A 23,083-nucleotide genomic window follows, 5' to 3' on the forward strand; every position below is an offset into this window, starting at 1 on the left:
CAAAGGTGATGCCCAGCCGAATTCGGCGCCGTCAAACCTTCAGGCTTGATACAGGGTCTGTTCGTCATGGCTGTGCGCCACGAGGTCGAGAATCTCATCCGCCGCGGAAACATCTTCTACTGGCGCCCCCGGGTACCGGCCGCTTTCACTCAATGCCAGCCCGGCAGCCGGCTTTCACTCAGCCTTCATTGTTCCGACCATAAAAAGGCGCAAGTCATCGGCCGGAAGCTCAACACCAGGTTGGCCGAATTGAAACTGCATTCGAAGGAAGCGATGTCCAAGCAGCAGCTCCAGAAACTTTGACTGACCGCGCCTGTTGAACGCGCGAGCAATGACTAATGCTGATCTAAAGGCAAACGGATCTCGAAACGTGCGCCCTTTTGGGAAGAGACGCATAGGGAATTCCCTCCATGCGCTTCGGCGATATCGGCAACGATGGCAAGCCCCAGGCCACAGCCATCGCCAAAGTCGAGATCGGCTCGAAAGAAGCGGTCAAAGACCCTGTCCCGAAGTTCTTCATTGATCCCGGGACCGTCATCCTCCACGACGATGGCAACCTCTTCCTTTGAGAACGACAGCATGACATCCAGCTCGCCGCCTTCGCGCAAACCGTAGCGCAACGCGTTGTCCAAAAGATTGGCCATCATCTCTTCAATCATGACAGGATCGCAAACAACTGACCTTGATATTCCATCGACTTCAAAGCCGACTGAGATGTCGTTGAGGAGCTGGACCTCTGCAAAGGCGCGAACTTTGGCCGAAACGAGAGCAACGAGATCAGTCTCTTCGAATAGTGCCCGCAGACTTCGCCCGCGCACGCGTTCGAGGGAAAGCAACTGATTGGTGAGCCGGCCGGTCGCGCGGGCGGATTGCGCTATGGATGCGACACGCTGCCGAAGGGTGTTCTCGTCAGGGGAGGACACGGCCGCCTCCGCCTGCGTAACGATCGAGGCGATCGGGTTGCGGAGCTGATGCGCGGCATCGGAGATGAATGCCGAACGGATCTCGAACGCCTTCGACAGACGTTCGAACAAGGAATTGGTCGTCTGGACGAGCGGACGCAGCTCCACCGGGATCCATCGGCGGATTGGCCTGAGATCATCGGGGGTTCTGAGGCTGATCGCATTTTGGAGGTCGAGCAGAGGCTTCAGCCCGAGCTTGATCCCGAACCAGAGGATCACGGCGGCCGACAAGATGATGGTCGCCAACAGCGCTATGCTCTGAAACAGAAGATCACGGCTCAAGGCGGCGCGTTGAGATACAGTCTGCCAGACCTCGACGGTCATCCACCCCTGTAATCTCGGCTGGTTGAGGAATTCCCGCAAAACGACGGATCGAACCTCTTGCCCGAGATATGTGCTGTCAAAGAAAAACGGCTTGCCGCTCTGTATGTCAGAAGCATCCGGCACGTCCGGCGGATCGGAATAGCCAGTCACGAGGCCACCACCCGGCCCCGTGATCCGATAGTAAACCGGATCGCCCAAAGCGGTGGTCAATTCTTCCAGAAGCTGTTCGGTGAGAATGTCACCCTCGGAGATCGCGACATCGCGCGAGATCGTCAAGGCGACGGCCAGAAGCGTGTTGTCGTAAAGCGTTTGGGAGAGCCGTTCGGCCTCTTCGAAGCGCGCATAGGAAGCGATGCCCGCGATGACGATCAGAGGCAGAATGAGAAGCAGGAACAGTCTGGAGCGAAGCGAAAGGCGCCTCATGCCGGCCCTGCATTCAGCATGTAACCGAGGCCGCGCGCCGTCTTGATTTCCACTTGCGTCCCATCGAGTTTCCGTCGAAGCCTCGAGACCAGGAGCTCGATCGCGTTGGCTTCCACTTCAGCTCCCGCGCCATAGAGCGACGAGAAAATCCTCTCTCGATCCATAAGCTTGCCCTTGTGGTCAAGCAGCAGTTCGAAAAGTGCGAGTTCGCGCCGGGGCAGATCGATCCTTTTGTCCTTGTGCATGATGACGCGCTGTTGACGATCGTAGACGAGGTCGCCGATCAGTTCCTGTTCCGGCATAAGCTGCGGCCTTCGACGCGTGAGTGCCCTCAGGCGCGCCATCAATTCGGCCATCTCGAACGGCTTCACAAGATAATCATCCGCACCGGCATCGAGGCCAACGACGCGATCGGACGTCTTGCCCATGGCGGTGAGCATCAGAACCGGCGTGGTGTCACCACGGCTGCGCATCCGTTTGGTGACTTCGATCCCCGTCATACCAGGAAGATTGATGTCGATGATAGCGACATCGGCAGTCTCAGTTCGCAGGAAATTGTCTGCGGCCAGCCCATCATCAAGGTGATCCACCCCATGACCTTGATCCCGCAAGGCGTCCTCGATGCCTTTTGCCAGGCTCCTGTTGTCCTCGACCAGAATGATCCGCACCGCAGTAGAATTCCTTTACGGACAGCTTATCGACAGCAAAACTCACTATGAGAGCTAGAAGCAGATTTGGCGAGGAGAAATCAAGTCTGTGCAAGCTTTGAGGAAACCGGCAGATCGGATTGCCGGATTGGGAGGATAACACCATGCTAAACAACACTTTGCGCCGCCGAACGACGTTTGGTCTGATGGCAGGACTTCTGGCCGCCTGTCTCACGGGACCTGCTGCTGCGGAGGTCAATTTCGCAGGCAAGACGATCGAGTTCATCATTCCATTCTCGGCAGGCGGCGGATCCGACACCTGGGGCCGCTTCAATGCGCAACTGCTCGGCAAATACCTGCCTGGCAACCCAGTTGTGGTGGTCGTCAATGAGCCGGGTGGCGGTTCGACCAAGGGAAGCAACCTTTTTGCCGCTCGCGCAAAGCCCGATGGCGAAATGATCCTGGGAACATCGGCCTCGACCCAGTTTCCCTATCTGCTCGGGGATCCGCGCGTCCGATACGATTACAAGGACTGGAAGATCGCGATGGCAGGCCCGACAGGCGGGGTGGTCTACACCACGCCGACACTCGGCCCGAAAAGCGTCGACGACATTGCCATGCTCAAGGGCAAGGATCTCGTCTATGCAAGCCAAGGCGCAACCTCGCTCGATCTGGTTCCGCTTTTGGGCTTCAAGGCGATGGATCTGAACGTGCAACACGTCTTCGGGTTCAAGGGTCGCGGCGATGGCCGCCTCTCTTTCGAGCGTGGAGAAGTCAACATCGATTTCCAGACATCTTCTGCCTACATCAAGAATGTTCAGCCTTTGGTTGAGGCCGGGCAGGCAGTTCCTCTCTTCAGCCTCGGCGTTCTCGATGAAGCCGGCAATGTCGTGCGGGATCCGACGTTCCCCGACCTGCCGACCTATCCGGAAGCCTATGAAAAGCTGACCGGCCAGAAGCCCAGCGGCCCGGCTTACGATGCCTACATGGCCTTCTATGTCGCCGGTTTCCCGGCGCAGAAGATGGTGTTCCTGCCAAAGGACACGCCCGATGACATCATTGCCGCCTACCAGAAGGCCTTCGAAGACATGAAGGCGGACCCTGCCTACAAGGAAAGTGCCGACGCCGTTCTCGGCACTTATGAACAGGTCACAGGTAACCTTGCTCAGGCCCTCTTCGAGAAGGCGACCGCTCTGTCGCCGGAGCTGCGCAAGCAGGTCGCGACCATGCTTGCCGATGACTACGGCGTAAAGCTCGGTCAGGAATGACCACGACCCGGCGGGTTTTCTAGCAAAACCCGCCACCCCCTTCCCCATCACAAGTCTTTTTAATGCCGCCTTTCAGGTGGCAAACGCGGAGCCACGGCCGTGATCGATACCCTATTCACTGCGCTCGTCGAATTGCTGAGTTTTCAGCACCTTGCTTACATGTTCCTGGGCATATTCGTCGGCCTCATCATTGGCGTGCTTCCGGCACTGGGTGGCATCGCGGGCCTGTCACTTCTGATCCCTTTCATCTACGGCATGGATCAGGTTTCAGCACTCGCAATGCTTATCGGCCTCGTCGCGATCATGCCGACTGGAGACACGTTTTCGTCCATCCTGTTGGGCATCCCCGGCGGCTCATCCAGCCAGGCGACGGTGCTTGACGGCTTTCCGCTCGCGAAGAAGGGAGAGGCTGCCAGAGCCCTCTCGGCAGCCTTCTTCTCATCAATGTTCGGCGGCGTGTTCGGCGCGGTCATCTTGACAGGTTTTGTCTTTGTTGCCCGCCCGGTCATTCTTGCGTTCGGCTCGGCCGAACTCTTCATGCTGGCGGTTCTCGGACTGTCGATGGTCGCAGTGCTCTCCGGCCGCAGTCTCGTCAAGGGCTTAGCATCCTGCACGCTCGGACTGGTCATCGGCACCATAGGTGCTGCTCCGGCAACCGGCGAATTCCGTCTCGTCTTCGACGTAACCTATCTTTACGACGGGCTCCCCCTGGTCGTGGTCGGGATGGGCATTTTTGCCATTCCTGAGATCATCGACTTGATGCGCGCCAATTCGGCCATTGCCGGCAATATGCCGCTCGGCAAGGGATGGACGCAAGGCATCCGCGACTGGGCGGCAAACTGGTTTCTGTCGCTGCGTTGTGCTGCGGTCGGCTGCATCGTCGGCGTCATTCCCGGCCTTGGCGGCTCCGTCGTCGATTGGATCGCATACGGCCACGCCGTGCAGACGACGAAAGACACTTCCAACTTCGGCAAGGGCGACATCCGCGGCGTGATTGCACCCGAAAGCGCAAACAACGCAATGACCGGCGGAGCCATGCTGCCGACCGTCCTGTTCGGCATTCCCGGGTCCGGGGCAATGGCCGTTTTCCTCGGCTGCATGGTGCTGATCGGCATCGAGCCCGGGCCATCCATGGTCACCACCGATCTCCATCTGACCTATACGATGATCTGGTCGCTAGCGCTCGCCAACATCATCGGTGCCGGAGCCTGCGTTATGCTGGCTAAACCGATCGCCGGCCTCACCAAGGTGCCCTTCCAGTACATGGCCCCGTTCATGATGGTCATGATCAGCTTTGCGGCGTTCCAGTCCACCCGGTCGGTACAGGATCTCGTGGCCCTGCTCGCATTGGGCGTCGCCGGCGTCCTGATGAAGCGCTTCGGCTGGTCGCGTCCCGCACTCCTGATCGGCTTCGTTCTCGCACCGCAGGCCGAAACCTTCTTCTACCAGACCCTGCAGTTCAACGGCTGGTCGTTCCTGGCGCGGCCGGGTGTGATCATCATCGGTATTCTCACGCTTGCATCCATCTACTTCGGGCTTCGCAATCGCGTGGACGAGCATGGTGAGATCATCGACCCGTCAGAGACTGTTGCGGACGTACCGCAGTTTCGCGCCCATCTTCCGCAGATTGCCTTTGCCGTGTTGATCCTCGGCGTCATGGGCATGGCGATGACGGACTCCCTGCAACGAGACTTCCTCGGCCAGGTGTTCCCGCTTTCCGTCTCCATCATCGGCCTGCTGATGCTTGGAATACTGATCTGGCAGCTCGCGTTTGGCGAGACCGGGCACCACTCGCATTTCGACGCCGAACTCACAGGCGACCATGGCAGCAGGATTGCTGTGCATGGGGTGTGGGCCGGCTTGGCCTGGATCGCGACACTCGTCGGCCTGGTGGCGCTGGTGGGCTTCGTTCTCGGCGTCGTGATCTTCTTCCTTGCCTTCATGCGGATGCGGGTCGGCGCGACATGCGTCAGGAGCCTGCACCTGACGGCCTGGGCCGTGGGTGGCTGCATTCTCGCTGCCTGGGCGCTTTCTCTCAACTTCCCCAGCGGTGTGCTCCAGGGCTTCGCAGACCTCCCCTGGCCGCTCCGGTGACGCCACCGCCAGCCGGCTCGGGCACGCCCGAGCCGGCCTGTCTTTCCAGATTTTCATTCTATCGTTGGAGACCAGCATGGCGCAGACGGCCATTCCCTTCCTCTTCATGCGTGGCGGCACGTCGCGCGGTCCCTATTTTCGCCGTGAAGATTTGCCGAGCAACCTCAAGGACCTTGAGCAGGTCCTTGTGGCGGCGCTGGGCTCAGGCCACCCGCTCAACATCGACGGCATCGGAGGCGGCACGGCCGTAACGACCAAGGTGGCCATGCTTTCACGCTCGGAAGAACCGGGTTGTGATGTGGACTATTTCTTCGCTCAGGTTAGCGTCGCCGACAGGAAGGTCGACTTCAAGCCGACTTGTGGGAACATCCTTTCTGGCGTCGGGCCGGCGGCCGTAGAGCTCGGCATCGTCACGGCAGCGGCCGATGTGACGCGCGTGCGTATCCATTCGGTCAATACCGGCGCAAAGGTGGAAGCTGTCGTGCAGACCCCGGGCGGCACCGTGTCTTACGAGGGGGATGCCGCCATTGATGGTGTGCCCGGAACAGCCGCTCCGATCTATCTCAACTTCATGGACGTGGTCGGGTCATCGACAGGCGCCTTGCTGCCGACAGGCAATCTGGTCGACGAGATCGACGGAATAACCGTGACCTGCATGGACGTCGCCATGCCCATTGTCATCGCGCGCGCTGATGCCTTCGGACTTTCAGGCTACGAGACGGTGGAAGAGTTGGATGCAAATCGCGCATTCTATGAGCGGATGCAGCCGATCCGCCGCGAGGCGGGGCTGCGGATGGGCATGGGTGACGTCTCAGGCTCCGTCGTTCCGAAGTTCGCGTTGCTATCGCCCCCGCGAGACGGCGGAACGATTACCGCGCGTTACTTCATGCCCCTCAACTGCCATCCAACCATGGCGGTCACGGGCGCGCAGTGCCTCGCGTCCTGCGTTCTCACACCCGGCACAGTGGCCAAAGGACTTGCCACACTTCCTGACGGCATTCCTGCTCTGGTAAAAATTGAACATCCGAGCGGCGCCATCGACGTGACGGTCGACTACGAGGACAGTTCAGAAGGCTTCGTTCTGAAGTCCGCAGGCCTACTGAGAACGGCAAGATTGCTGGCAAGGGGAGAGGTGCTCGTCCCCATATGAGTTTTTCTGCAAAACGAGCTCTCGTGCCTGAGTACTGGCATCGTCGTAACGGGCTGTCGTTGGTACAGGTCCTGGCTCCCTATAAGTGCTGCGGATATTAGAGGAACCAAATCTGCAAAAGCAAAATCAAGGCACACTGCATTCTTGCGAGCCCTACTCGGTAAGCGGAAACTATTGCCGCTCTCCCGCCATGTTGACGTCAGCCCAAAGCCAGGGCACAAAGATGGCATCCACGGTCGCTCGCGGCAGAAAAGCATAGGGAATCAAGGGCTTTTTTTGCTAAGCCTTTGAAATCATGTGAGCATCCATGTTCTCCAGGCAGGCCATTTATGTCGGTCTTCCGCTGAAAATCAGCGACTATTTCTCACAGAAAAAAGTGACGCCTTCTCAACAACTTGAGCAATCGTGGCTGCTGTTGTTGAGGCCATCCGTCGTGCTTAGACAGGTTTCCTAAATTTAGCTGGGGACCGCCTAACTCGGCTGCGCCCGTGAGAAATGAAGGCCTTTTTCGACCTTCGACTCAACGGGAGACAGCAGACGTAGTTGTCTGACCAACCCCAGCTATTTGCAGCCATAACGAAAGCAGATGACTGGATCAGCTTTTTTCATATGCCCCTGACGCCTTGAAACATTGACAGTTTCGTTTTCATGGCCTCAACTCACATTGTCAGACATCTTACATATATGGGAACAGCGTCTGTCCGTTTACAGGAGGAATGTCATGAAGAAGTTCATCACGGGCTTGGCCCTCGGGGCCGCCGCTCTCGCGATGGCGACCGCAGCACATGCGGGCGCAACGCTTGACCGCGTCATGGAAAAGAAGGCGATGGTCGTCGCGACCAACAGTGGCTGGCCACCGCAGAGCTATCTCGACGACAGCAACGAGATGGTGGGATTCGATATCGACGTGTCGAAGGAGATTGCCAAGCGCCTCGGTGTCGAGGTCAGCTTCGAAACGCCGGACTGGGCGACTTTGACCGGCGGCCGCTGGCAGGGGCGCTATGATCTCGGCGTGGGCTCCGTGACCCCAACGAAAGCGCGCGCGCAGGTCATCGACTTTGTCGGCATCTACTATTTCAGCCCTTACGTCTACGTCCTGCACAAAGACAGCACCGCCCAGTCGGTCGAGGATCTAAAGGGCAAGATCATTGGCGTCGAGACCGCCACGACGTCCGAAGACTTCATCAATCGCAGGCTCGAAATCGACGCCCCAGGCCTGCCCCCGGTCGAATACAAGCTCGAGCCCGGCGAGGTGCGCACGTTTGCCGATTCCATGCTGCCGTTTGACGATTTGCGCCTCGGTCCCGGCGTTCGGCTCGACGCCGTGATCGCTCCCGAGCAGACCGCGCTCAATGCCATCAAAAACGGTTATCCGCTGCGCATCCTGGAGGGTGACTACGCCTTCCGCGAGCCTCTCGTCGTCATCGCCGAGAAGGTCGATCCGGAATGGACCGCAAAGGTTGGCGGCATCATCGAGGAGATGAAGAAAGACGGCACTTTGTCCTCGCTCACCACCAAGTGGTACGGCAAGGATTATAGCGCCAACTGACCCGACGGGCATGGAGAGGCAACTCTCCATGCCCCAACCCTCCCGGTGCCCCATGAACTATCCCGACACCTATTATTCCCGCACGCTCACCGAGCGAAAGGAGCGTCCAGCGCTCTCAGGCAGCGTCGATTGCGATACGGTCGTGATTGGCGGCGGTCTTGCCGGTCTCACCACTGCCCTTCAACTGGCACGCGCTGGACAGAAGGTCGTCGTGCTGGAGGCGAAGTCCGTCGGCTTCGGCGCATCCGGTCGCAATGGCGGCTTCGTCAGTGCTGGTTACGCGACAGGTGTCGAGCAGATTGCACGGATGAGCAGCGCCGAGACCGCACGCCAGCTCTATCTGATGTCGATCGAAGGCGTCGACTTTGTCCGAGACACCATTGCGCGGCTTGGCATCTCAGGCGCAGATCCAGTGGACGGCGTGACCAGCGTCATGCGCTACGACGATGGAGCCGGCATGCGAAGCCATGCCAGCGAGGTCCGCCGGATGTACGGCCAACAGCTTGAATATCTCGATATGGTGAGGGTTCGTCAGAACCTCAAGTCGGCTCGCTACTTCCATGGCCTGCGCGACCGCAAGGCGTTTCACATCCATCCGCTGAACTACCTGCGTGGCATTACAGACGAAATCGAACGCCTCGGTGGCGTGATTTGTGAGAATTCACCCGCAGTCTCCACCGATCTTGCCCCTTACCGAAAACAGGTGCGGACCAGCAACGGGGCCGTTATTGCGCGAACCGTGGTTTTTGCCACCGGTGGATATACCGGTCGCCTGAACCCGCGCCTCAAGCGCGCCATGCTGCCGATCGCCACTTACGTCATGGTCAGCGAGGAGGCACCGCAACTCATTGCCTCAGCGATCACGACACGTGACGGCATTGGCGACAACCGCCGGGCCGGTGACTATTACCGCCTGGTCGACGGCGGCAGACGCCTTCTCTGGGGCGGTCGCATCACGACGCGCTCGGCCTCCACCGCCGGCCTCGTCCAGGAGCTCCGCCGGGAGATGACCAATACCTATCCGCAATTACGTGACCTGAAGACGGAACTCGCCTGGTCCGGTCTGATGGCCTATGCGCGCCACCTGATGCCACAGATCGGCGAGATGCAGCCAGGCGTATGGCATTGCACGGCCTTTGGCGGTCACGGTCTCAACACAACGGCAATCGGCGGCAAGGTGGTGGCAGAAGCAATCCTCGGCCAAAGCAATCGGCACCATCTGTTCACGCCTTTCGGACTGGACTGGGCTGGCGGCGTGGCTGGGCTCGCCGTCGCACAACTCACCTACTGGAAGCTCCAGGCGCAGGATTGGTGGCGCGAACGAGCGGCCTGAAAGGACTTAGTGTAATGATCGGTCGTCTCATCCTCGCGCATCCCGAAGCATCACGACGGATCGGTGGCGCGCTGCTCCTGACACTGGTGGCAGTAGCGCTCTACAGCCTGGGCATCAGTTCCGCCTGGATCGGCAAGCTTGTTCCTGCTTCAGAGGGCTTTCTTGCCGACAACCCGTCTACCGGAAGAGTGCTCTCTGCGGCGGTGGTCGCCATTGTCATCGCCATCAACTGGAAGCTTCTTCACCTTTTGAAGAGGAATTACCAGATCATTGCGGTCTGGCTGGAGCTGTTTGCCCTATTGATGGTCTTCTTCCATTCCTTCGACCTGTCGTTTGCCTTCATCGCCAAGAAGATCGGCTTCCTGATTACGCAGGGCGTGACCACGACGCTCTTTATATCGGCGATCTCGATTGTCATCGCGACTGCAATCGCACTTGCCGGCGCCATCGCAAAGCTTTCGCGCAACGGCGTGATCTATGGCCTGGCGACCTTCTACACATCGCTCTTCCGCGGCCTGCCCCTGCTCATGCAGATCTACATTATCTACCTGGGCCTGCCTCAGGTGGGTTACGTCATCGGCGCCATCCCCGCCGGGATCCTTGCGCTGTCTCTCTGCTATGGCGCCTATATGACGGAGATCTTCCGAGCCGGCATCGAGAGCATCTCCCGGGGTCAGTCGGAGGGCGCCACCGCACTGGGTCTATCGCCGAGCCAGACCATGGGTCTCGTCATCCTGCCCCAGGCCATGCGCGTCATCATTCCACCGACCGGTAACCAGTTCATTGCCATGCTGAAGGACTCATCCCTCGTGTCGGTCGTTGGCGTCTGGGAAATCATGTATCTCGCACGGACCCAGGGTCAGACGGAGTTCCGTCACATCGAGATGCTCATCACCGCCTCGATGATCTATTGGATCCTGTCTATTGGCCTTGAATTCCTGCAATCGCGGATCGAGGAACGCTTCGGGCGGTTCAATGTCCGTTGACGACAGAGTGAGCTGCGCCGCTACCTCGGATACGAACAGGAGGCGGGGCGTTCTTCTGACCCTGGCGGCGTTCGCCGTCTTCTCCGGTACGGATGCGCTCGTGAAGTTGAGCGCCCAGAGCCTGCCCGCCCCGCAGGTTACGCTCCTGGTCACTGTTGCCGCATTCGTCTCGCTCGGTGGCCATGCCGTCGTCACCGGCCGCGTCCGCAGGCTCCTCCCGCGGCAACCGGGCGTGGCTTTCCTGCGCGCAAGTCTGCTCGCCGGTGACACGCTGCTGATACACTATGCCTTCGCCCTCCTGCCCTTGTCGGAAGCCTATCTCATCGCCTTCCTGACGCCGATCCTGGTTGCGGTGATGTCCTGGTTCCTCCTGAGGGAGCGTGTATCCCTCAGCGGATGGGCCAGCGTTGTTCTTGGCTTTGCAGGGGTGGCAACCGCCCTCCAACCCGGCGCGTCTTCCCTCAACTTTGGCCATCTGGCCGCCCTCGCCTCGGCAGTCCTGTTTGCGCTTTCGCTCATCCTTCTACGAAAGACGAAGGTCGAGGAGAATGACGAGGCACTACTCTCGTCGCTGTTCATCGCTTTGATGCCACTCGCGCTGGGCGCCTTATTGCTGCATGGCGGCCTATCCCCGTAAAACCGTTGACGGGCGCGTTCATGGCAGCCAGCGGCATATTGCTGCTCGCTGGCCACGGCCTGCTGATCCGCGCCTTCCGGATTGCGGAGGCCTCGGTCGTCGCCCCGTTCCAGTACAGCCAGATCATCTGGGGCTGCCTCTACGGCGCCCTTCTGTTTTCTGCCCCTATCGAAATTCACACCCTGGCCGGAGCCGTCCTCATCATCGTCTCCGGCTGGCTTGTTCTCAAATGAAGCCGAGGGAGACATCCATGAAACAACAGGCAGAGCCGTCCACCGAAATTAGTCTTAAGGGCGTGCACAAATGGTACGGCAGCTTTCACGCACTCGACGACATCAACCTCGACTTCACCAGCGGGGAGCGCGTCGTCATCTGCGGCCCCTCGGGCTCGGGGAAGTCGACCCTGATCCGCTGCGTCAACCGGCTGGAAGCGCATCAGGAAGGCCGTATTCTGGTCGGCGGAATCGAGCTCGACGGGGATGAGAAAAAGGCCGATCTCGTGCGCCGCGACGTCGGGATGGTGTTCCAGCAATTCAACCTCTTTCCCCATCTGACCATTCTTGAGAACTGCATTCTCGCACCGGTTTGGGTGAAGAAGATGCCGAAGAGCGAGGCCCGCCAGATCGCGATGCATTACCTTGAGCGTGTGCGGATCCCCGAGCAGGCCGACAAATATCCCGGCCAGTTGTCGGGCGGCCAGCAGCAGCGTGTCGCAATCGCTCGTGCGCTCTGCATGAACCCGCGCGTCATGCTGTTCGACGAGCCGACTTCCGCTCTCGATCCCGAAATGGTGAAGGAAGTTCTCGACACGATGGTGGCGCTTGCGAGCGAAGGCATGACCATGGTCTGCGTGACCCATGAAATGGGTTTTGCCCGCGAGGTCGCGGATCGGGTGATCTTCATGGACAAAGGGTTGATTGTCGAAGAGGCACCGCCGGCTGATTTCTTTGAGAGGCCGCAGACGGAGCGCGCCGGCCTGTTTCTCAGCCAGTTGCTGCACTGAGCAGCAAGCGGTCTTTCACTTCCTCACGAGGCTGAAGGTGAAATGGCTGCCTCTATGGTAGTCCAATGCATAATTCACCGGCTTGCCCGCGGCATCGAAGCAGGTTTCCGCGATCAGCAGAGCCGGGCCGAAATCGCGCAGATCGTGGCGCTCGATAACGTCGTCGGGCAGCATGATGGACGAGACCGTAGCGGCAGACATGCGCGGCCGATGACGGTACTGCTCGAGGAGGTTCAGCAATGAACCGCTCCAGTCTATGTCGTAGAGCTTGGTCGGTATGATGGCGCGCGGCACGTAATCGATACAGTAGAGGATCGGCTGCTCGTCATGCAGTCGCAGTCGCTCGATGCGAATCACCCGAGCCTTGGCCTGAAGGCAAAGCTTCTCCGATACGGTCGGCGGCGGGTCCTCCTCGCTGATCGACAGCACCTTGTTGACAGGTTTGTACCCGTAGTGCCGCGTCATGTCGGTGACGCTTTCGAAGACGGTAATCGGTCTGTCCACCTGCACGGCTGACATTGCCGAGATGAACCGCCCCCGGCCATGCTCTACATAGATGATATCATCCTGCTCCAGCAGCTTGAGCGCTTCACGCAAAGCTGGACGAGAAATGTGGAAGCGCTTGGTCAACTGTGCTTCTGTCGGAAGCTTGTCGCCGGGCTTCAGCCCTTCGGCGCGAATGAGTTCCGCAACCCGGTCCCGGAGCTGGATCGCCAGGGTTCTGGAATCACGGATCGGTTCGTCCACGGTAACCTCGCTCTTTGCCTTCCATCGTTCTTGTCTGACAAAGATTGGAAGGTCAAGCGGCTGCCGATACCGTGACAAAGGCCACCACAGAGGAAAAATGTGCCAGATCCGCTCCGCTGCCCGTCTTGACGACAAATGGCAAAGATGTCAGTTGTCTTACAACATTTCAGTCTGCCAGACATTAAGGCCGTCCATCTACTGGAGAACGAACTATGCTCAATTTCGACGAACAACGTTTCCTCAAGATCCAAGGAGGCGCCTTGGCGCTGCGCGATGCTCTCGACCGCGCGATCGCGGACTGCCTCAGCGCCGGCGCTGAAAACATTCATTTCCTTGGCACGGGTGGTGCGGCCATTCTGATGCAGCCGGCAGCTCAGCTCCTGCAGCGCCGCTCGCGCTTCCCCGCCTTCATCGACATGCCGGCCGAACTGATCCTCACCGGATCTGCCAACCTGACGGCCAAGTCGATCGTGGTCATGCCGTCTCTTTCGGGGACCACAAAGGAAAGCGTCGCACTGCTTACCCGGATGAAGGAGATCGGCGCCACAGTGATTACGCTGGTCGGCCATGCCGACACGCCGCTCGGAAAAGGCGGCGATCATGTCTTCGTGAACTTTGCCGAAGACGACACGTCCTGCGAATCCTTCTACCTGCAATCCTTGTTTATCGCTCTTTCAATCATGCGTCACCGCAAGGAGATCTCCAACTATGCCGAGATCGCAGCCGAGCTCGAGCGGCTCCCAGCCCTGCTCCTCGACGTGAAGCGCGCCTATGAGCCGAAAGCGGAGGAATTTGCGAGCAAGCTGGCCGCAGCGGATTATCATATCATCACCGGCGCCGGGAACGTCTGGCCGCAAGCCTTCTATTATGGGATGTGCATTCTGGAGGAGATGCAGTGGATCCGCACCCGCCCGGTTCATGCCTCCGATTTCTTCCACGGCACCCTGGAACTGATTGACAAGGATGTCAGTCTCATCCTGTTTAAGGGCGAAGACGCGTTGCGCCCGCTTGCAGAACGCGTGGAGAATTTCGCTCCTGCCTATACCGACAAAATGACGGTTCTGGACACGGCGGAATTCGATCTTCCAGGGATGTCACCGGAAGTTCGTGCGCTGATCTCGCCGATCCTGCTCGCCACAGTCCTTGAACGGATCAGTGCGCACCTTGAGGTGATGCGAAATCATCCGCTGACAACGCGCCGCTACTACAAACGCGTCGCCTACTGATACGGTTGTTGACGATTCTGAGGTCGCGCGCTTGAGCTGCACGGCCCCGACAGAAGGTTGCGAGGGGGGATGACCATGCTCAGGTTTGCCACAGTCGGCGATAATTGCATTGATCAGTTCCGCCCTTCCGGCATGTCGCTGATCGGCGGCAATGCCGTGAATGTCGCCGTTCAGCTTGCGCTTCTCGGTCACGAATCCCATTATTTTGGCGCAGTCGGGGACGACGCCGATGGTCATCGAACGATCGGGGAGTTGGCCGCCCATGGCGTGAAGGTGGAACACATACAGCTCAAGTCCGGCCACACGGCCTTCACCTTGATTGACATCCTCCCCTCAGGCGAGCGGGTTTTTGCCCACGAGGACTTCGGCGTCTGCGCCGGATACAGGCCGACGCCGGTGGACGTGGAGACGCTCAAGCAAATGAACCACGTCCATATCGGCTGGATGGATGACGGGGGAGCCTTGCGCGATGAACTATGCAGCGCAGGCGTGAGTGTATCACAGGACATTTCAGTCAATAGCGACGTTCAGAACCTCGGCGTTTACGGACTGGCGATCGCATTTGGCTCGGTGGGGGAGGACGATTGGGCGGCCGACGCGATGATGCACCGGCTGATCTTCGAGGGCGCCCGACTGGCCGTTGTTACGCGCGGTGCAAAAGGAGCGTCCGTGAGCGATGGCAAGCGATCGGTCACGCAAGGCATCGAGCCGATCGAGGTGATCGATACGACAGGTGCCGGCGACAGCTTCATTGCAGGTTTCCTTTCGGCCAACCTCTCGGGTCGTGACTGGGAGACCTGCCTGGAGAGTGGTCGGAGGTTGGCCGGAAGGACCTGTGGGCATGTCGGCGGCTTTCCTCAGGCTTAGTAGGGGATCGCAATCATGACCGGCACCCAGCGCGGCGCGTACCCGGAAATGATTTCCGGGGTAGCCAGAAAGGGTCGACCAGCCTCCATCGGCAAAATCAATGGTGTTTTAAAGCGTAGCCGGACCCGCGCATAGTAGGCGATGGCCAGCCATCAAGCGGCGAACCTTCACATAACTCAGAGATTGCTCATGTGAAGATGCAATGGGCCATCGTAGCACGACGGGTTCGCGGCAGGCACCGGACGGCCGTCCAGACACTGGGCACCACTTCCCGGGAAATGAAGGTTCTGCCGCCAGCTTCACGAACCAAGCAACATCAGGCTACGGACCGCTCCGTAAACCCCCTATTCCTCGACAAACATGTTCACAGGGGTTTCGCGTCGACGCTGCCTAACGTGCCATCCAGCCTCCATCCACCGTTAGAACGGTACCGTGCACGTAATCCGATGAACTCGATGCAAGAAAAACGGCTGGACCAGCCATATCTCTGGCCTCTCCCCATCTGCCGGCGGGGACGCGCGCAAGAATTGAAGCTGCGCGTTCGGGATCGTTGCGAAGGGCCTCGGTATTGTCGGTGGCTATGTAACCCGGAGCGATCGCGTTGACGTTGATGCCCTTTGCTGCCCACTCATTGGCAAGGGCTTTCGCGAGCTGGCCGACACCGCCCTTGCTGGCCGCATAGCCGGGAACGTTGATACCTCCCTGGAACGTCAGGAGAGACGCCGTGAAGATGATCTTGCCCTTGCGTCCCGTCGCGATCATCTGCTTGCCAATGGCTTGTGTCAGAAAGAATTGAGCCGAGAGGTTGGTTTCCAGAACCTCATCCCAGTACTCCGCTGGATGTTCAGCAGCCGGCGCTCTTTTGATGGTGCCGGCATTGTTGACCAGAATGTCGACGGGAACATCGGACAGTCGCTTTCCCAGGTCCAAGACACTACCACGATCCGAGAAATCGCAAGCAATCCCGGTAAACCGGCGGCCGCAGGCTCGTATGGCGTCCCCGGTTTCCGCACCATCCTCGGGCATGCTCAGGGAGACGCCGATGATGTCGGCGCCAGCTTCTGCAAAGGCCATGGCGATCGCCGCGCCGATACCGCGTCGAGCGCCTGTGACGACGGCGATTTTACCTGTAAGATCGAAGAGACCCATCACACCGTGCCCTCCTGGCAGTTCAGCAGCGTCTTCATCGACGTGCCATTCGCCTCGAACGATTCGAATGCTGTCTGAATTTCGCTTAAGGGCCGGCGCTCGGTGATAACGCGACCGATCTCCGAACCATACCGGACAAGCAGATCGATGGCAGCCTCGTAGTCCTGCGGCTCATAAACCCGCGCGCCGAGCATCTCGATCTCGCGCCAGAAGAAGCGGAAGAGATCGATGACCGGTTTCTTGGCGTGGATGGCGACCATGACCACCCGCCCGCGTGTCGACACAGCCTCTGTCATCAGATCCACTCCCGCCTGGACACCTGAGACTTCGAAGACGACGTCAGCACCCTTCCCGCTTGTGGCCACCATGACCTCGCGCGCCACGTCGGTTCTGGACGCATCGAACGCGCCGATGCCGAAAGAGGCGGCAAGCGTCAGGCGAGAGAGGTTGATCTCCGACAGCAGCACCCGCGCGCCGCGTTTGGCTGCCGCAATAGCAATCAGCATGCCGATTGGGCCACCACCTATGACCAGAACCGTTTCGCCTGGAGCAAGCCGCGCCCGTTCGATGTCATGACATGCCACCGCCAGCGGCTCCACAAGGGCTGCCAGATCAAGCGGCATCTCGTCCGGAAGCCTGTGAACGGCATAAGCCGGCACGCTCCAGTATCGCTGCATGGCGCCGTCGGTATCGAGCCCGAGGAATTTCAGGTTGTGGCAGATATGGCTATGACCGGCATCGCAGGCAGGGCAGTGACCGCAGGGTTTCAATGGGCGGACGACCACCTTGTCGCCGATGGCAAGACCCGAGACACCTGCCCCAAGGGCCGCAACGGTGCCAGACATTTCGTGGCCTATGATACGGTTTGAACCGACGCGCTGATCCATGGCGCCGTGAAAGACATGCAGATCGGTTCCGCAGATGCCGCACCAGGCAACTTCGATCTGCACCTCATCGGCGGCAGGCGGCAGAACAGGTGCATCCCGCAGTTCGAAGCGGTGGTCGCCTTTGTAATAGGCGGCGATATTCGGCATGATGAACTCCTCAGAAGATTGCATGGGGGGCCAATCGGGCCCAGTCGAATTCCACCCCGGTGCCGGGTACATCCGGCGCCACGGCCCTAGAATGTTCGAGATCGAGCGGTCTCAGGGTGTAGCGGTCGATGGGGAAGCTGTGCACTTCGATCCAGCCGGCATTTGTCTGGCCTGCAACGAGGCTGACATGCAGCTCCTGCATGCCATGACTGCAGACGGGAATGTCATGCGCTGCGCAGCGCCCAGCCACCGCAAGCCAACCGGTAATCCCGCCGCAGTTGGAGGCATCGGGCTGCAGATAGGACAGCCTGGATTGCGCCAGTGCGAACTCGAATTCATAGATGGTATGGAGATTTTCTCCCATCGCGAGCGCCATCCCGGTCTCATCTACGATGCGGGCATAGCCTGCATAGTCGTCGGGGATGATCGGCTCCTCGAACCAGAGAAGGTCCAGCGGCTGGAAAGCGCGTGCGGCCTCGATCGCCTGGGGAACATCGAGCGCATAGTTTGCGTCGACCATAAATTTGCGGTTCGGCCCCAGCAGGTCACGCACGGCCTCCGCACGGGTCACATCCTCGCGAAGGCTCGGCCGCCCGACCTTGATCTTGACCGCTTCGTAGCCTTCGGCGAGGTAGCCGCTGACATCCTCCAGCAGTCTTTCCAGCGAAAAGTTCAGGTCGATCCCACCCCTATAGGCACTGGCCGTTCTGCCGGCTCCGCCCGCCATCCGCCAGAGCGGCAGGTCTTGCATCCGACCTCTCAGGTCCCAGAGCGCGATATCGACCGCCGAGATCGCGAATGAGGCGATCCCGCCACGGGCGACGTAATGCACGGCCCACTGCATGGCCTCATAGATGTCTTCAACCGGGGTCGCATCGCGGCCAAGGAGCAATGGACGCAGATCATGGTTGATCATCGCGGCAATCGCCCTGCCGCCGAAGCCGCCCGTATACGTATAGCCGGTACCGACCATGCCGTCGGCCTGGACGATTGTTACAGTGACCAGTTCAAAATGGGTGTGGTCGCCATGTTTGGCATCGGAAAGGACTTCATCCAAGGGCACACGGAAGAGCCGTGCCTGCAGGTCAACGATACAGGAGCCGATCATCACGATATTCCTTTCAGGACAGCTTCACGCGTTGCTGGAGGCGCGCCTGGAGAATGACGACGCCGAGAAGGAAGGCGCCGCGGATGATCGATTGCCAGTAGGCGGAGAGCGATATCCAGCCGAGGCCGTTTTCGAAGTTCAGGATGTTGAAGACCATGCCAAGCAGCAGAGCGCCTGCGAGCGTTGCTCCGACAGAGCCGGAGCCGCCGGTGAGCAGTGTGCCACCCACAACGACGGCTGCAATGGCAAACAGCTCCCAGCCCACGCCCTCGGTCGGCTGCCCAGCACCGAACTGGGACGCGAGAACGACACCTGCGAGACCGGCAAGCGCACCCGAGGCTGCATAGACGAGCGCCAGGTTACGCTCCACCTTCAGGCCCATCATGCGTGCGGTCTGCTCACCGTCACCCAGCGCGAGGATATGCCTGCCGACCGGACGCTTTTCGAGGACCAGCCAGCCAACCAGGTAGGCCAAGCCCGCAATCCATGCGGCGATCGGGAAGCCTAGAAAGTCGTCCTGACCGATGGCTGTAAAGCCTGTTTCATAAGAGACGGAGACGGACTGGTTGCCTGCCAGCAGAAGGCCGGTTCCCGAGGCGGCCAGCATTGTCGCCAGCGTGGCAATGAAAGGCTGTATCCGCATCCTGCTTACCAGGAAGCCGTTCAGCAGCCCGACAGCAAGACCGGCAAGCACGCCGCCGCCGAGACCGGCAGCCCAGTGGTGCCCGGAGAGCAACGCTGCAACAACACTTGCCATGGCGGCCGTTGCGCCGACCGACAGATCAATGCCGCCCGTGATGATCACGAATGTCATCCCGAGCGCAATCAAGGCGAACATGGAATTGTATCTGAGGAAGCTGAGTATGTTGAACGAGGACAAAAAATTGTCATAGCGCAGGCCGCCGAATATGATCAGGGCGACGAGAGCGAGGATCACACCGATGCGGGCAAGTTCAGCGGGAGATCCAAAGGTGAAGGCATGCATGAGCCTATTCATTTCCGATCCTCAACTCTTGTCTGCACGTTGCTGAATGTAGACGGCGAACACGATGAGACCCGCCTTGACGATCAGGGCGGCTGCGTCCGGAACGCCATTGGCGAGAAGCGTGTAGCGGACAAGCTGGATGACGAAGGCGCCAAGCAATGTGCCAATGACATTGGCGCGCCCACCGGCCAGCAGCGTCCCGCCCACCGCGACCGCCGCAATGGCGTCCAGCTCCATGCCGAGACCAACGAGATTTGCATCACTTGCCGAGTTGCGGGCGATCACCACCAGCCCGGCAAGGCCGGCCAGCGCTCCGCTGATCATGTAGACACACAACTTGACCCGTCGCACCGGCAGCCCGGCGAGACGTGCTGCCCGCTCGTTGCCGCCGACTGCAATGATCTGCCGTCCGATCACCGTGTAGCGGGTTACCACCCAGGCGATCACGACGATGACCATCATCAAGATCACCTGTGTAGGTATGCCTGCGACCCTGCCCATGGCGATGAACTGGAAGCTTTCATTCCGGAACACCTGGAGGTTGCCGTTTGTCATCACCTGCGCAATGCCGCGCCCGGCGATAAAGAGCACGAGCGTGGCGATGATGGGCTGAATGCCGTATCGGATGATCAGCATGCCATTGAAGAGCCCCAGCGCCGCCGCAACAGCAACAGGCAGCAGGATCGCGAGCGCGACTGCGATTGGCATCGTCGCTTCTGACCACGCGGGATGCATGAAGATCATCGGCGCAATGGCGCCGGAGATCGCCATCAATGACCCGACCGAGAGGTCGATCCCGCCGGTCGCGATGACAAGCGTCATTCCGATGGCCACGATGACGATCGTCGCGACCTGGGTCAGGTTGACGGTCAGCGTCTGCAACGAGAGGAAGTTGGGTGTGATGGCGATGTTGAGTGCGACAAGTGCCAGGAACGCGACCAGTGTTCCATAACGGCTCGCGTAGAGAAGGAAGTCTCTACGGACCCGAGGGACCTCTGCCGTCGATGAGGAAATTTGCGGATTGGTCATATCAGTTCCCCTGATGGGCCATGGCAGAGATCAGGGCCGGTTCACTCAGCTCGCCGCGAGGAAGAACCGCGACGGAACGGCCATCACTGAGGACGCTGACACTGTCAGAACAGGCCAGGAGTTCTTCCAGTTCGGAGGAAATCATCAGCACGCTGAGACCCTCATCAGCGAGGTTGCGCAAAAGCTTCAGGATTTCCGACTTGGCGCCGATATCGATCCCGCGTGTCGGCTCATCGATGACCAAAACGCGTGGATCGGTAGCGAGCCAACGGGCCAGAAGCACCTTCTGCTGGTTACCGCCAGACAGTTCCTTGATCGGTTGGTCCGCAGAGGAGCACTTGATCGACAGTGCTTTGATGAAGCGGAGCGCAATCTCGTCCTGCCTGCGTCGGTCAACGATCCCCGCACGCTTCAGTTTCGGAAGCAGAGCAAGCGTCATGTTTTCCCGCACGGACATATCGGGAATGATCCCGTCAATCTTTCGGTCCTCGGATACAAAACCGATCCCATCCGCGATCGCATCCGATGGCTCCCGGTAGTGCCTGTCGCGCCCATCGAGTGTAAGCGCGCCTTTCTGAAGTTTGTCCGCCCCAAAAATCAGTCGCGCCGTTTCGCTGCGCCCTGAACCGAGAAGTCCTGCAAGGCCGGTGATCTCGCCTTCACGCAATTTGAGGTCGACGTTGACGACGCGCGTGCCGGCGGAAGCACCTTGGAGCTCCAGCCGCACCGGCCTCGAGACCTTGTCCTTTTCCGGCGCCACGAGCGCTAGCGCATCCAGCTCCTTGCCAAGCATGTGCCGGACAAGTTCGATTTTTGGGAAGTCGGCCATTGCACCGCGGGCCACCAGTCGGCCATCCCGCATGATCGCGACGCTGTCGCAGACAGCGTAGAGTTCATCCAGCCTGTGTCCAACGAAGATGATAGATACACCACGCTGCTTAAGGGTGCGGATCGTCCTGAACAGGATATCAACCTCGCGCTCGTCTAGGGAGGAGGTGGGCTCATCCATGATGACGAGCCGGGCGTCCTGAAGAACCGCACGCGCAATCGCCACCATCTGGCGGGTCGCGGCGTCGAACTGTCCGACCGGGCGGTCGACATCGATCGATAGCTCGAAACTCTCAAGGATCTTCTCCGCCCCCCGGCGCATCGCGCGGCTGTCGAGCAGGCCGAAGCGCCGGAGCTCGCGGGACAGATAGATGTTTTCCGCGACAGAGCGCTGTGGCGCCAGATTGATCTCCTGATAGATGGTCGCGATGCCCGCAGCTTCGGCATCGGCCGGCATCGGGAAGTCAGCTTCCTCGCCGGAAAACTGGATGGATCCGGTATCTCTGCGATAGACACCGGTCAGGATTTTGATCAGCGTCGATTTCCCAGCGCCGTTCTGACCGACAAGCGCCATGACTTCACCTGGATCGATGGCGAGGGAGACTGCGTCCAGAGCCTTCAGCCCGGCAAAGCTCTTTGTTATGGAGTCCATGACAAGCAGGGGCACGGGATCACGTCCTTCCAATGAGATCTCGGACGACGGCGGGGCAGAAGCGCCCGCCGCCGCGCCTAATCAGATCAGTATGCGTTCGCCAATTCGGCGGCAGCGTTGCTGGCATCGTAGAACTTGTCTTCGTTGACCAGGATCGGGGCGATCGTCTCGCCATTCGCATAGCGCATCATGGTCTCGAAGGCCTTGGGTCCGAAGCGCGGATTGCATTCGACCACGGCCGCGATCTTTCCATCAACCACCGCCTGAACGGCTTCCTTGCCACCATCGATCGAGAGGATGAGAATATCCTTGCCGGGCACCTTGCCAGCCGCTTCCACCGCCGAGATAGCACCAATCGCCATTTCGTCGTTATGGGCATAGATAACGTTTGCGTCGGGATGCGCCTGCAGCAGTGCTTCAGCCACCTGGCGGCCCTTGTCGCGCGCGAAGTCACCGGACTGGGATGCCACGATCTCGAAACCACCCGCAGCCTGGATCGCCTCATCAAAACCCTTTTTGCGATCGTTTGCGGGGGACGAGCCGGTTGTTCCCTCGAGCTGGATGATCTTGGTCTTGCCATCCGCGTTCTTGATCAACCACTCGGCCATCCGCCGTCCCTCCTCGACGAAGTCGGAGCCGATGAAGGTCAGATAGTCTTCGCCGGCCTTGGCGAGCGACGGATCCACGCTTCGGTCAAGCAGGATGACCGGAATGCCTGCCTTCTTGGCGGCCATGACTGCGGGGATGAGCGGCTTTTCCTCACGTGGAGCGAGGAAAATCAGGTCGACGCCTTGGGCGATCATCGAGTTGACGTCGGAAACCTGTTTGGCAGCAGAGCCTGCTGCATCCGTGTAGACAAGCTGATGCCCAAGCTTTTCCGCTTCGGCCTTCATGCTGTTGGTCTGAGCAATGCGCCAAGGATTATTGCTTTCGGTCTGGGCGAAACCAACCTTGTAGGTTTCCTTCTTCTCCAGCTTCGGCAGTTCCTGAGCGTTCAGCCCGAAACCCGTCATCGCGGTAACGGCAGCCAGCACCGTTGTCGTCAGAAATACCCGTCTATACATGTCATCCTCCTCTTATAG

At 59.7% G+C, this 23,083-nt stretch carries 22 protein-coding genes; 12 read left to right on the plus strand and 10 right to left on the minus strand.

Annotated features, from left to right (window positions below):
* Window positions 1–66 precede the first annotated feature (66 nt).
* Window positions 67–303, plus strand: a complete 237-nt coding sequence (locus E9677_RS01650; RefSeq protein WP_136556359.1) for a DUF6538 domain-containing protein — start codon at window positions 67–69, stop codon at window positions 301–303.
* 32 nt (window positions 304–335) lie between these two features.
* On the opposite strand, the gene E9677_RS01655 is transcribed toward E9677_RS01650, so the two are convergent.
* Window positions 336–1,709 carry a sensor histidine kinase gene (locus tag E9677_RS01655; protein ID WP_136556360.1) on the minus strand — a complete coding sequence of 458 codons (1,374 nt, stop codon included), beginning with the start codon at window positions 1,707–1,709 and terminating at the stop codon, window positions 336–338.
* Window positions 1,706–2,377 (minus strand): response regulator transcription factor, encoded by a 672-nt coding sequence (locus E9677_RS01660; RefSeq protein ID WP_136556361.1) that lies wholly within the window; start codon window positions 2,375–2,377, stop codon window positions 1,706–1,708. Before E9677_RS01660 ends, E9677_RS01655 begins: the two co-directional genes overlap by 4 nt.
* Before the next feature lie 143 nt (window positions 2,378–2,520).
* Here E9677_RS01660 and E9677_RS01665 point away from each other — a divergent pair, with 143 nt between their 5' ends.
* The 9 genes from E9677_RS01665 (at window position 2,521) to E9677_RS01700 (ending at window position 12,376) form a co-directional block, all read left to right on the plus strand.
* Complete coding sequence (locus E9677_RS01665; RefSeq protein WP_136556362.1) at window positions 2,521–3,624, plus strand: Bug family tripartite tricarboxylate transporter substrate binding protein; 1,104 nt, start codon at window positions 2,521–2,523, stop codon at window positions 3,622–3,624.
* 99 nt (window positions 3,625–3,723) lie between these two features.
* Window positions 3,724–5,718, plus strand: a complete 1,995-nt coding sequence (locus tag E9677_RS01670; protein WP_235882826.1) for a tripartite tricarboxylate transporter permease — start codon at window positions 3,724–3,726, stop codon at window positions 5,716–5,718.
* 76 nt (window positions 5,719–5,794) lie between these two features.
* Entirely contained in the window at window positions 5,795–6,868 is a 1,074-nt protein-coding gene (locus tag E9677_RS01675) for a 4-oxalomesaconate tautomerase (protein WP_136556363.1), read from the plus strand.
* Between the two features lie 721 nt (window positions 6,869–7,589).
* Window positions 7,590–8,417 carry a transporter substrate-binding domain-containing protein gene (locus tag E9677_RS01680; protein ID WP_136556364.1) on the plus strand — a complete coding sequence of 276 codons (828 nt, stop codon included), beginning with the start codon at window positions 7,590–7,592 and terminating at the stop codon, window positions 8,415–8,417.
* Between the two features lie 52 nt (window positions 8,418–8,469).
* Complete coding sequence (locus E9677_RS01685) at window positions 8,470–9,750, plus strand: NAD(P)/FAD-dependent oxidoreductase (RefSeq protein WP_136556365.1); 1,281 nt, start codon at window positions 8,470–8,472, stop codon at window positions 9,748–9,750.
* A 14-nt stretch (window positions 9,751–9,764) separates the two neighbouring features.
* Window positions 9,765–10,736, plus strand: coding sequence for an amino acid ABC transporter permease (locus E9677_RS01690; protein WP_136556366.1), 972 nt, complete (start codon window positions 9,765–9,767; stop codon window positions 10,734–10,736).
* Window positions 10,726–11,373 (plus strand): DMT family transporter, encoded by a 648-nt coding sequence (locus tag E9677_RS01695; protein ID WP_235882827.1) that lies wholly within the window; start codon window positions 10,726–10,728, stop codon window positions 11,371–11,373. Before E9677_RS01690 ends, E9677_RS01695 begins: the two co-directional genes overlap by 11 nt.
* 20 nt (window positions 11,374–11,393) lie before the next feature.
* Window positions 11,394–11,606 carry a hypothetical protein gene (locus tag E9677_RS25475; RefSeq protein WP_235882828.1) on the plus strand — a complete coding sequence of 71 codons (213 nt, stop codon included), beginning with the start codon at window positions 11,394–11,396 and terminating at the stop codon, window positions 11,604–11,606.
* A gap of 17 nt (window positions 11,607–11,623) precedes the next feature.
* A complete protein-coding gene (locus E9677_RS01700) occupies window positions 11,624–12,376 on the plus strand; it encodes an amino acid ABC transporter ATP-binding protein (protein WP_136556367.1) in 753 nt (250 codons plus the stop codon).
* Between the two features lie 15 nt (window positions 12,377–12,391).
* Here E9677_RS01700 and E9677_RS01705 read toward each other — a convergent pair whose 3' ends face one another.
* The gene (locus tag E9677_RS01705; protein ID WP_136556368.1) at window positions 12,392–13,123 is read right to left on the minus strand and encodes a GntR family transcriptional regulator; all 732 of its coding nucleotides are present in this window, start codon (window positions 13,121–13,123) and stop codon (window positions 12,392–12,394) included.
* A gap of 212 nt (window positions 13,124–13,335) precedes the next feature.
* Between E9677_RS01705 and E9677_RS01710 the strand changes: the two genes are divergently transcribed.
* Together E9677_RS01710 and E9677_RS01715 are read left to right on the plus strand one after the other, a co-directional pair.
* Window positions 13,336–14,349 carry an SIS domain-containing protein gene (locus E9677_RS01710; RefSeq protein ID WP_136556369.1) on the plus strand — a complete coding sequence of 338 codons (1,014 nt, stop codon included), beginning with the start codon at window positions 13,336–13,338 and terminating at the stop codon, window positions 14,347–14,349.
* Between the two features lie 69 nt (window positions 14,350–14,418).
* Window positions 14,419–15,216, plus strand: a complete 798-nt coding sequence (locus tag E9677_RS01715) for a PfkB family carbohydrate kinase (protein ID WP_136556370.1) — start codon at window positions 14,419–14,421, stop codon at window positions 15,214–15,216.
* 390 nt (window positions 15,217–15,606) lie between these two features.
* Here E9677_RS01715 and E9677_RS01720 read toward each other — a convergent pair whose 3' ends face one another.
* From E9677_RS01720 to E9677_RS01750, 7 genes are all read right to left on the minus strand, one after another.
* The gene (locus E9677_RS01720; protein ID WP_136556371.1) at window positions 15,607–16,368 is read right to left on the minus strand and encodes an SDR family oxidoreductase; all 762 of its coding nucleotides are present in this window, start codon (window positions 16,366–16,368) and stop codon (window positions 15,607–15,609) included.
* Window positions 16,365–17,399 carry a zinc-dependent alcohol dehydrogenase gene (locus tag E9677_RS01725; protein ID WP_136556372.1) on the minus strand — a complete coding sequence of 345 codons (1,035 nt, stop codon included), beginning with the start codon at window positions 17,397–17,399 and terminating at the stop codon, window positions 16,365–16,367. Before E9677_RS01725 ends, E9677_RS01720 begins: the two co-directional genes overlap by 4 nt.
* 10 nt (window positions 17,400–17,409) lie before the next feature.
* Window positions 17,410–18,507, minus strand: coding sequence for a mandelate racemase/muconate lactonizing enzyme family protein (locus E9677_RS01730; protein WP_136556373.1), 1,098 nt, complete (start codon window positions 18,505–18,507; stop codon window positions 17,410–17,412).
* A 13-nt stretch (window positions 18,508–18,520) separates the two neighbouring features.
* Window positions 18,521–19,504, minus strand: coding sequence for an ABC transporter permease (locus tag E9677_RS01735; protein ID WP_136556374.1), 984 nt, complete (start codon window positions 19,502–19,504; stop codon window positions 18,521–18,523).
* A gap of 9 nt (window positions 19,505–19,513) precedes the next feature.
* A complete protein-coding gene (locus tag E9677_RS01740) occupies window positions 19,514–20,521 on the minus strand; it encodes an ABC transporter permease (RefSeq protein ID WP_136556375.1) in 1,008 nt (335 codons plus the stop codon).
* Window position 20,522: 1 nt separating this feature from the next.
* Window positions 20,523–22,001 (minus strand): sugar ABC transporter ATP-binding protein, encoded by a 1,479-nt coding sequence (locus E9677_RS01745; protein ID WP_136557154.1) that lies wholly within the window; start codon window positions 21,999–22,001, stop codon window positions 20,523–20,525.
* 86 nt (window positions 22,002–22,087) lie between these two features.
* Window positions 22,088–23,014 (minus strand): ABC transporter substrate-binding protein, encoded by a 927-nt coding sequence (locus tag E9677_RS01750; RefSeq protein WP_235882860.1) that lies wholly within the window; start codon window positions 23,012–23,014, stop codon window positions 22,088–22,090.
* Window positions 23,015–23,083 lie beyond the last annotated feature (69 nt).

The organism is Peteryoungia rhizophila (genome assembly GCF_004912145.1).
Classification (GTDB): domain Bacteria; phylum Pseudomonadota; class Alphaproteobacteria; order Rhizobiales; family Rhizobiaceae; genus Allorhizobium; species Allorhizobium rhizophilum.

What these genes read in the sequence shown, in the direction of transcription:
- E9677_RS01655 (WP_136556360.1), bottom strand. Translation starts at nt 1,709, where the DNA reads ATGAGGCGCCTTTCGCTTCGCTCCAGACTGTTCCTGCTTCTCATTCTG.
- E9677_RS25475 (WP_235882828.1), top strand. Translation starts at nt 11,394, where the DNA reads ATGGCAGCCAGCGGCATATTGCTGCTCGCTGGCCACGGCCTGCTGATC.
- E9677_RS01745 (WP_136557154.1), bottom strand. Translation starts at nt 22,001, where the DNA reads ATGGACTCCATAACAAAGAGCTTTGCCGGGCTGAAGGCTCTGGACGCA.
- E9677_RS01725 (WP_136556372.1), bottom strand. Translation starts at nt 17,399, where the DNA reads ATGCCGAATATCGCCGCCTATTACAAAGGCGACCACCGCTTCGAACTG.
- E9677_RS01685 (WP_136556365.1), top strand. Translation starts at nt 8,470, where the DNA reads ATGAACTATCCCGACACCTATTATTCCCGCACGCTCACCGAGCGAAAG.
- E9677_RS01700 (WP_136556367.1), top strand. Translation starts at nt 11,624, where the DNA reads ATGAAACAACAGGCAGAGCCGTCCACCGAAATTAGTCTTAAGGGCGTG.
- E9677_RS01730 (WP_136556373.1), bottom strand. Translation starts at nt 18,507, where the DNA reads ATGATCGGCTCCTGTATCGTTGACCTGCAGGCACGGCTCTTCCGTGTG.
- E9677_RS01680 (WP_136556364.1), top strand. Translation starts at nt 7,590, where the DNA reads ATGAAGAAGTTCATCACGGGCTTGGCCCTCGGGGCCGCCGCTCTCGCG.
- E9677_RS01665 (WP_136556362.1), top strand. Translation starts at nt 2,521, where the DNA reads ATGCTAAACAACACTTTGCGCCGCCGAACGACGTTTGGTCTGATGGCA.
- E9677_RS01735 (WP_136556374.1), bottom strand. Translation starts at nt 19,504, where the DNA reads ATGAATAGGCTCATGCATGCCTTCACCTTTGGATCTCCCGCTGAACTT.
- E9677_RS01715 (WP_136556370.1), top strand. Translation starts at nt 14,419, where the DNA reads ATGACCATGCTCAGGTTTGCCACAGTCGGCGATAATTGCATTGATCAG.
- E9677_RS01650 (WP_136556359.1), top strand. Translation starts at nt 67, where the DNA reads ATGGCTGTGCGCCACGAGGTCGAGAATCTCATCCGCCGCGGAAACATC.
- E9677_RS01710 (WP_136556369.1), top strand. Translation starts at nt 13,336, where the DNA reads ATGCTCAATTTCGACGAACAACGTTTCCTCAAGATCCAAGGAGGCGCC.
- E9677_RS01675 (WP_136556363.1), top strand. Translation starts at nt 5,795, where the DNA reads ATGGCGCAGACGGCCATTCCCTTCCTCTTCATGCGTGGCGGCACGTCG.
- E9677_RS01740 (WP_136556375.1), bottom strand. Translation starts at nt 20,521, where the DNA reads ATGACCAATCCGCAAATTTCCTCATCGACGGCAGAGGTCCCTCGGGTC.
- E9677_RS01695 (WP_235882827.1), top strand. Translation starts at nt 10,726, where the DNA reads ATGTCCGTTGACGACAGAGTGAGCTGCGCCGCTACCTCGGATACGAAC.
- E9677_RS01690 (WP_136556366.1), top strand. Translation starts at nt 9,765, where the DNA reads ATGATCGGTCGTCTCATCCTCGCGCATCCCGAAGCATCACGACGGATC.
- E9677_RS01750 (WP_235882860.1), bottom strand. Translation starts at nt 23,014, where the DNA reads ATGACGGGTTTCGGGCTGAACGCTCAGGAACTGCCGAAGCTGGAGAAG.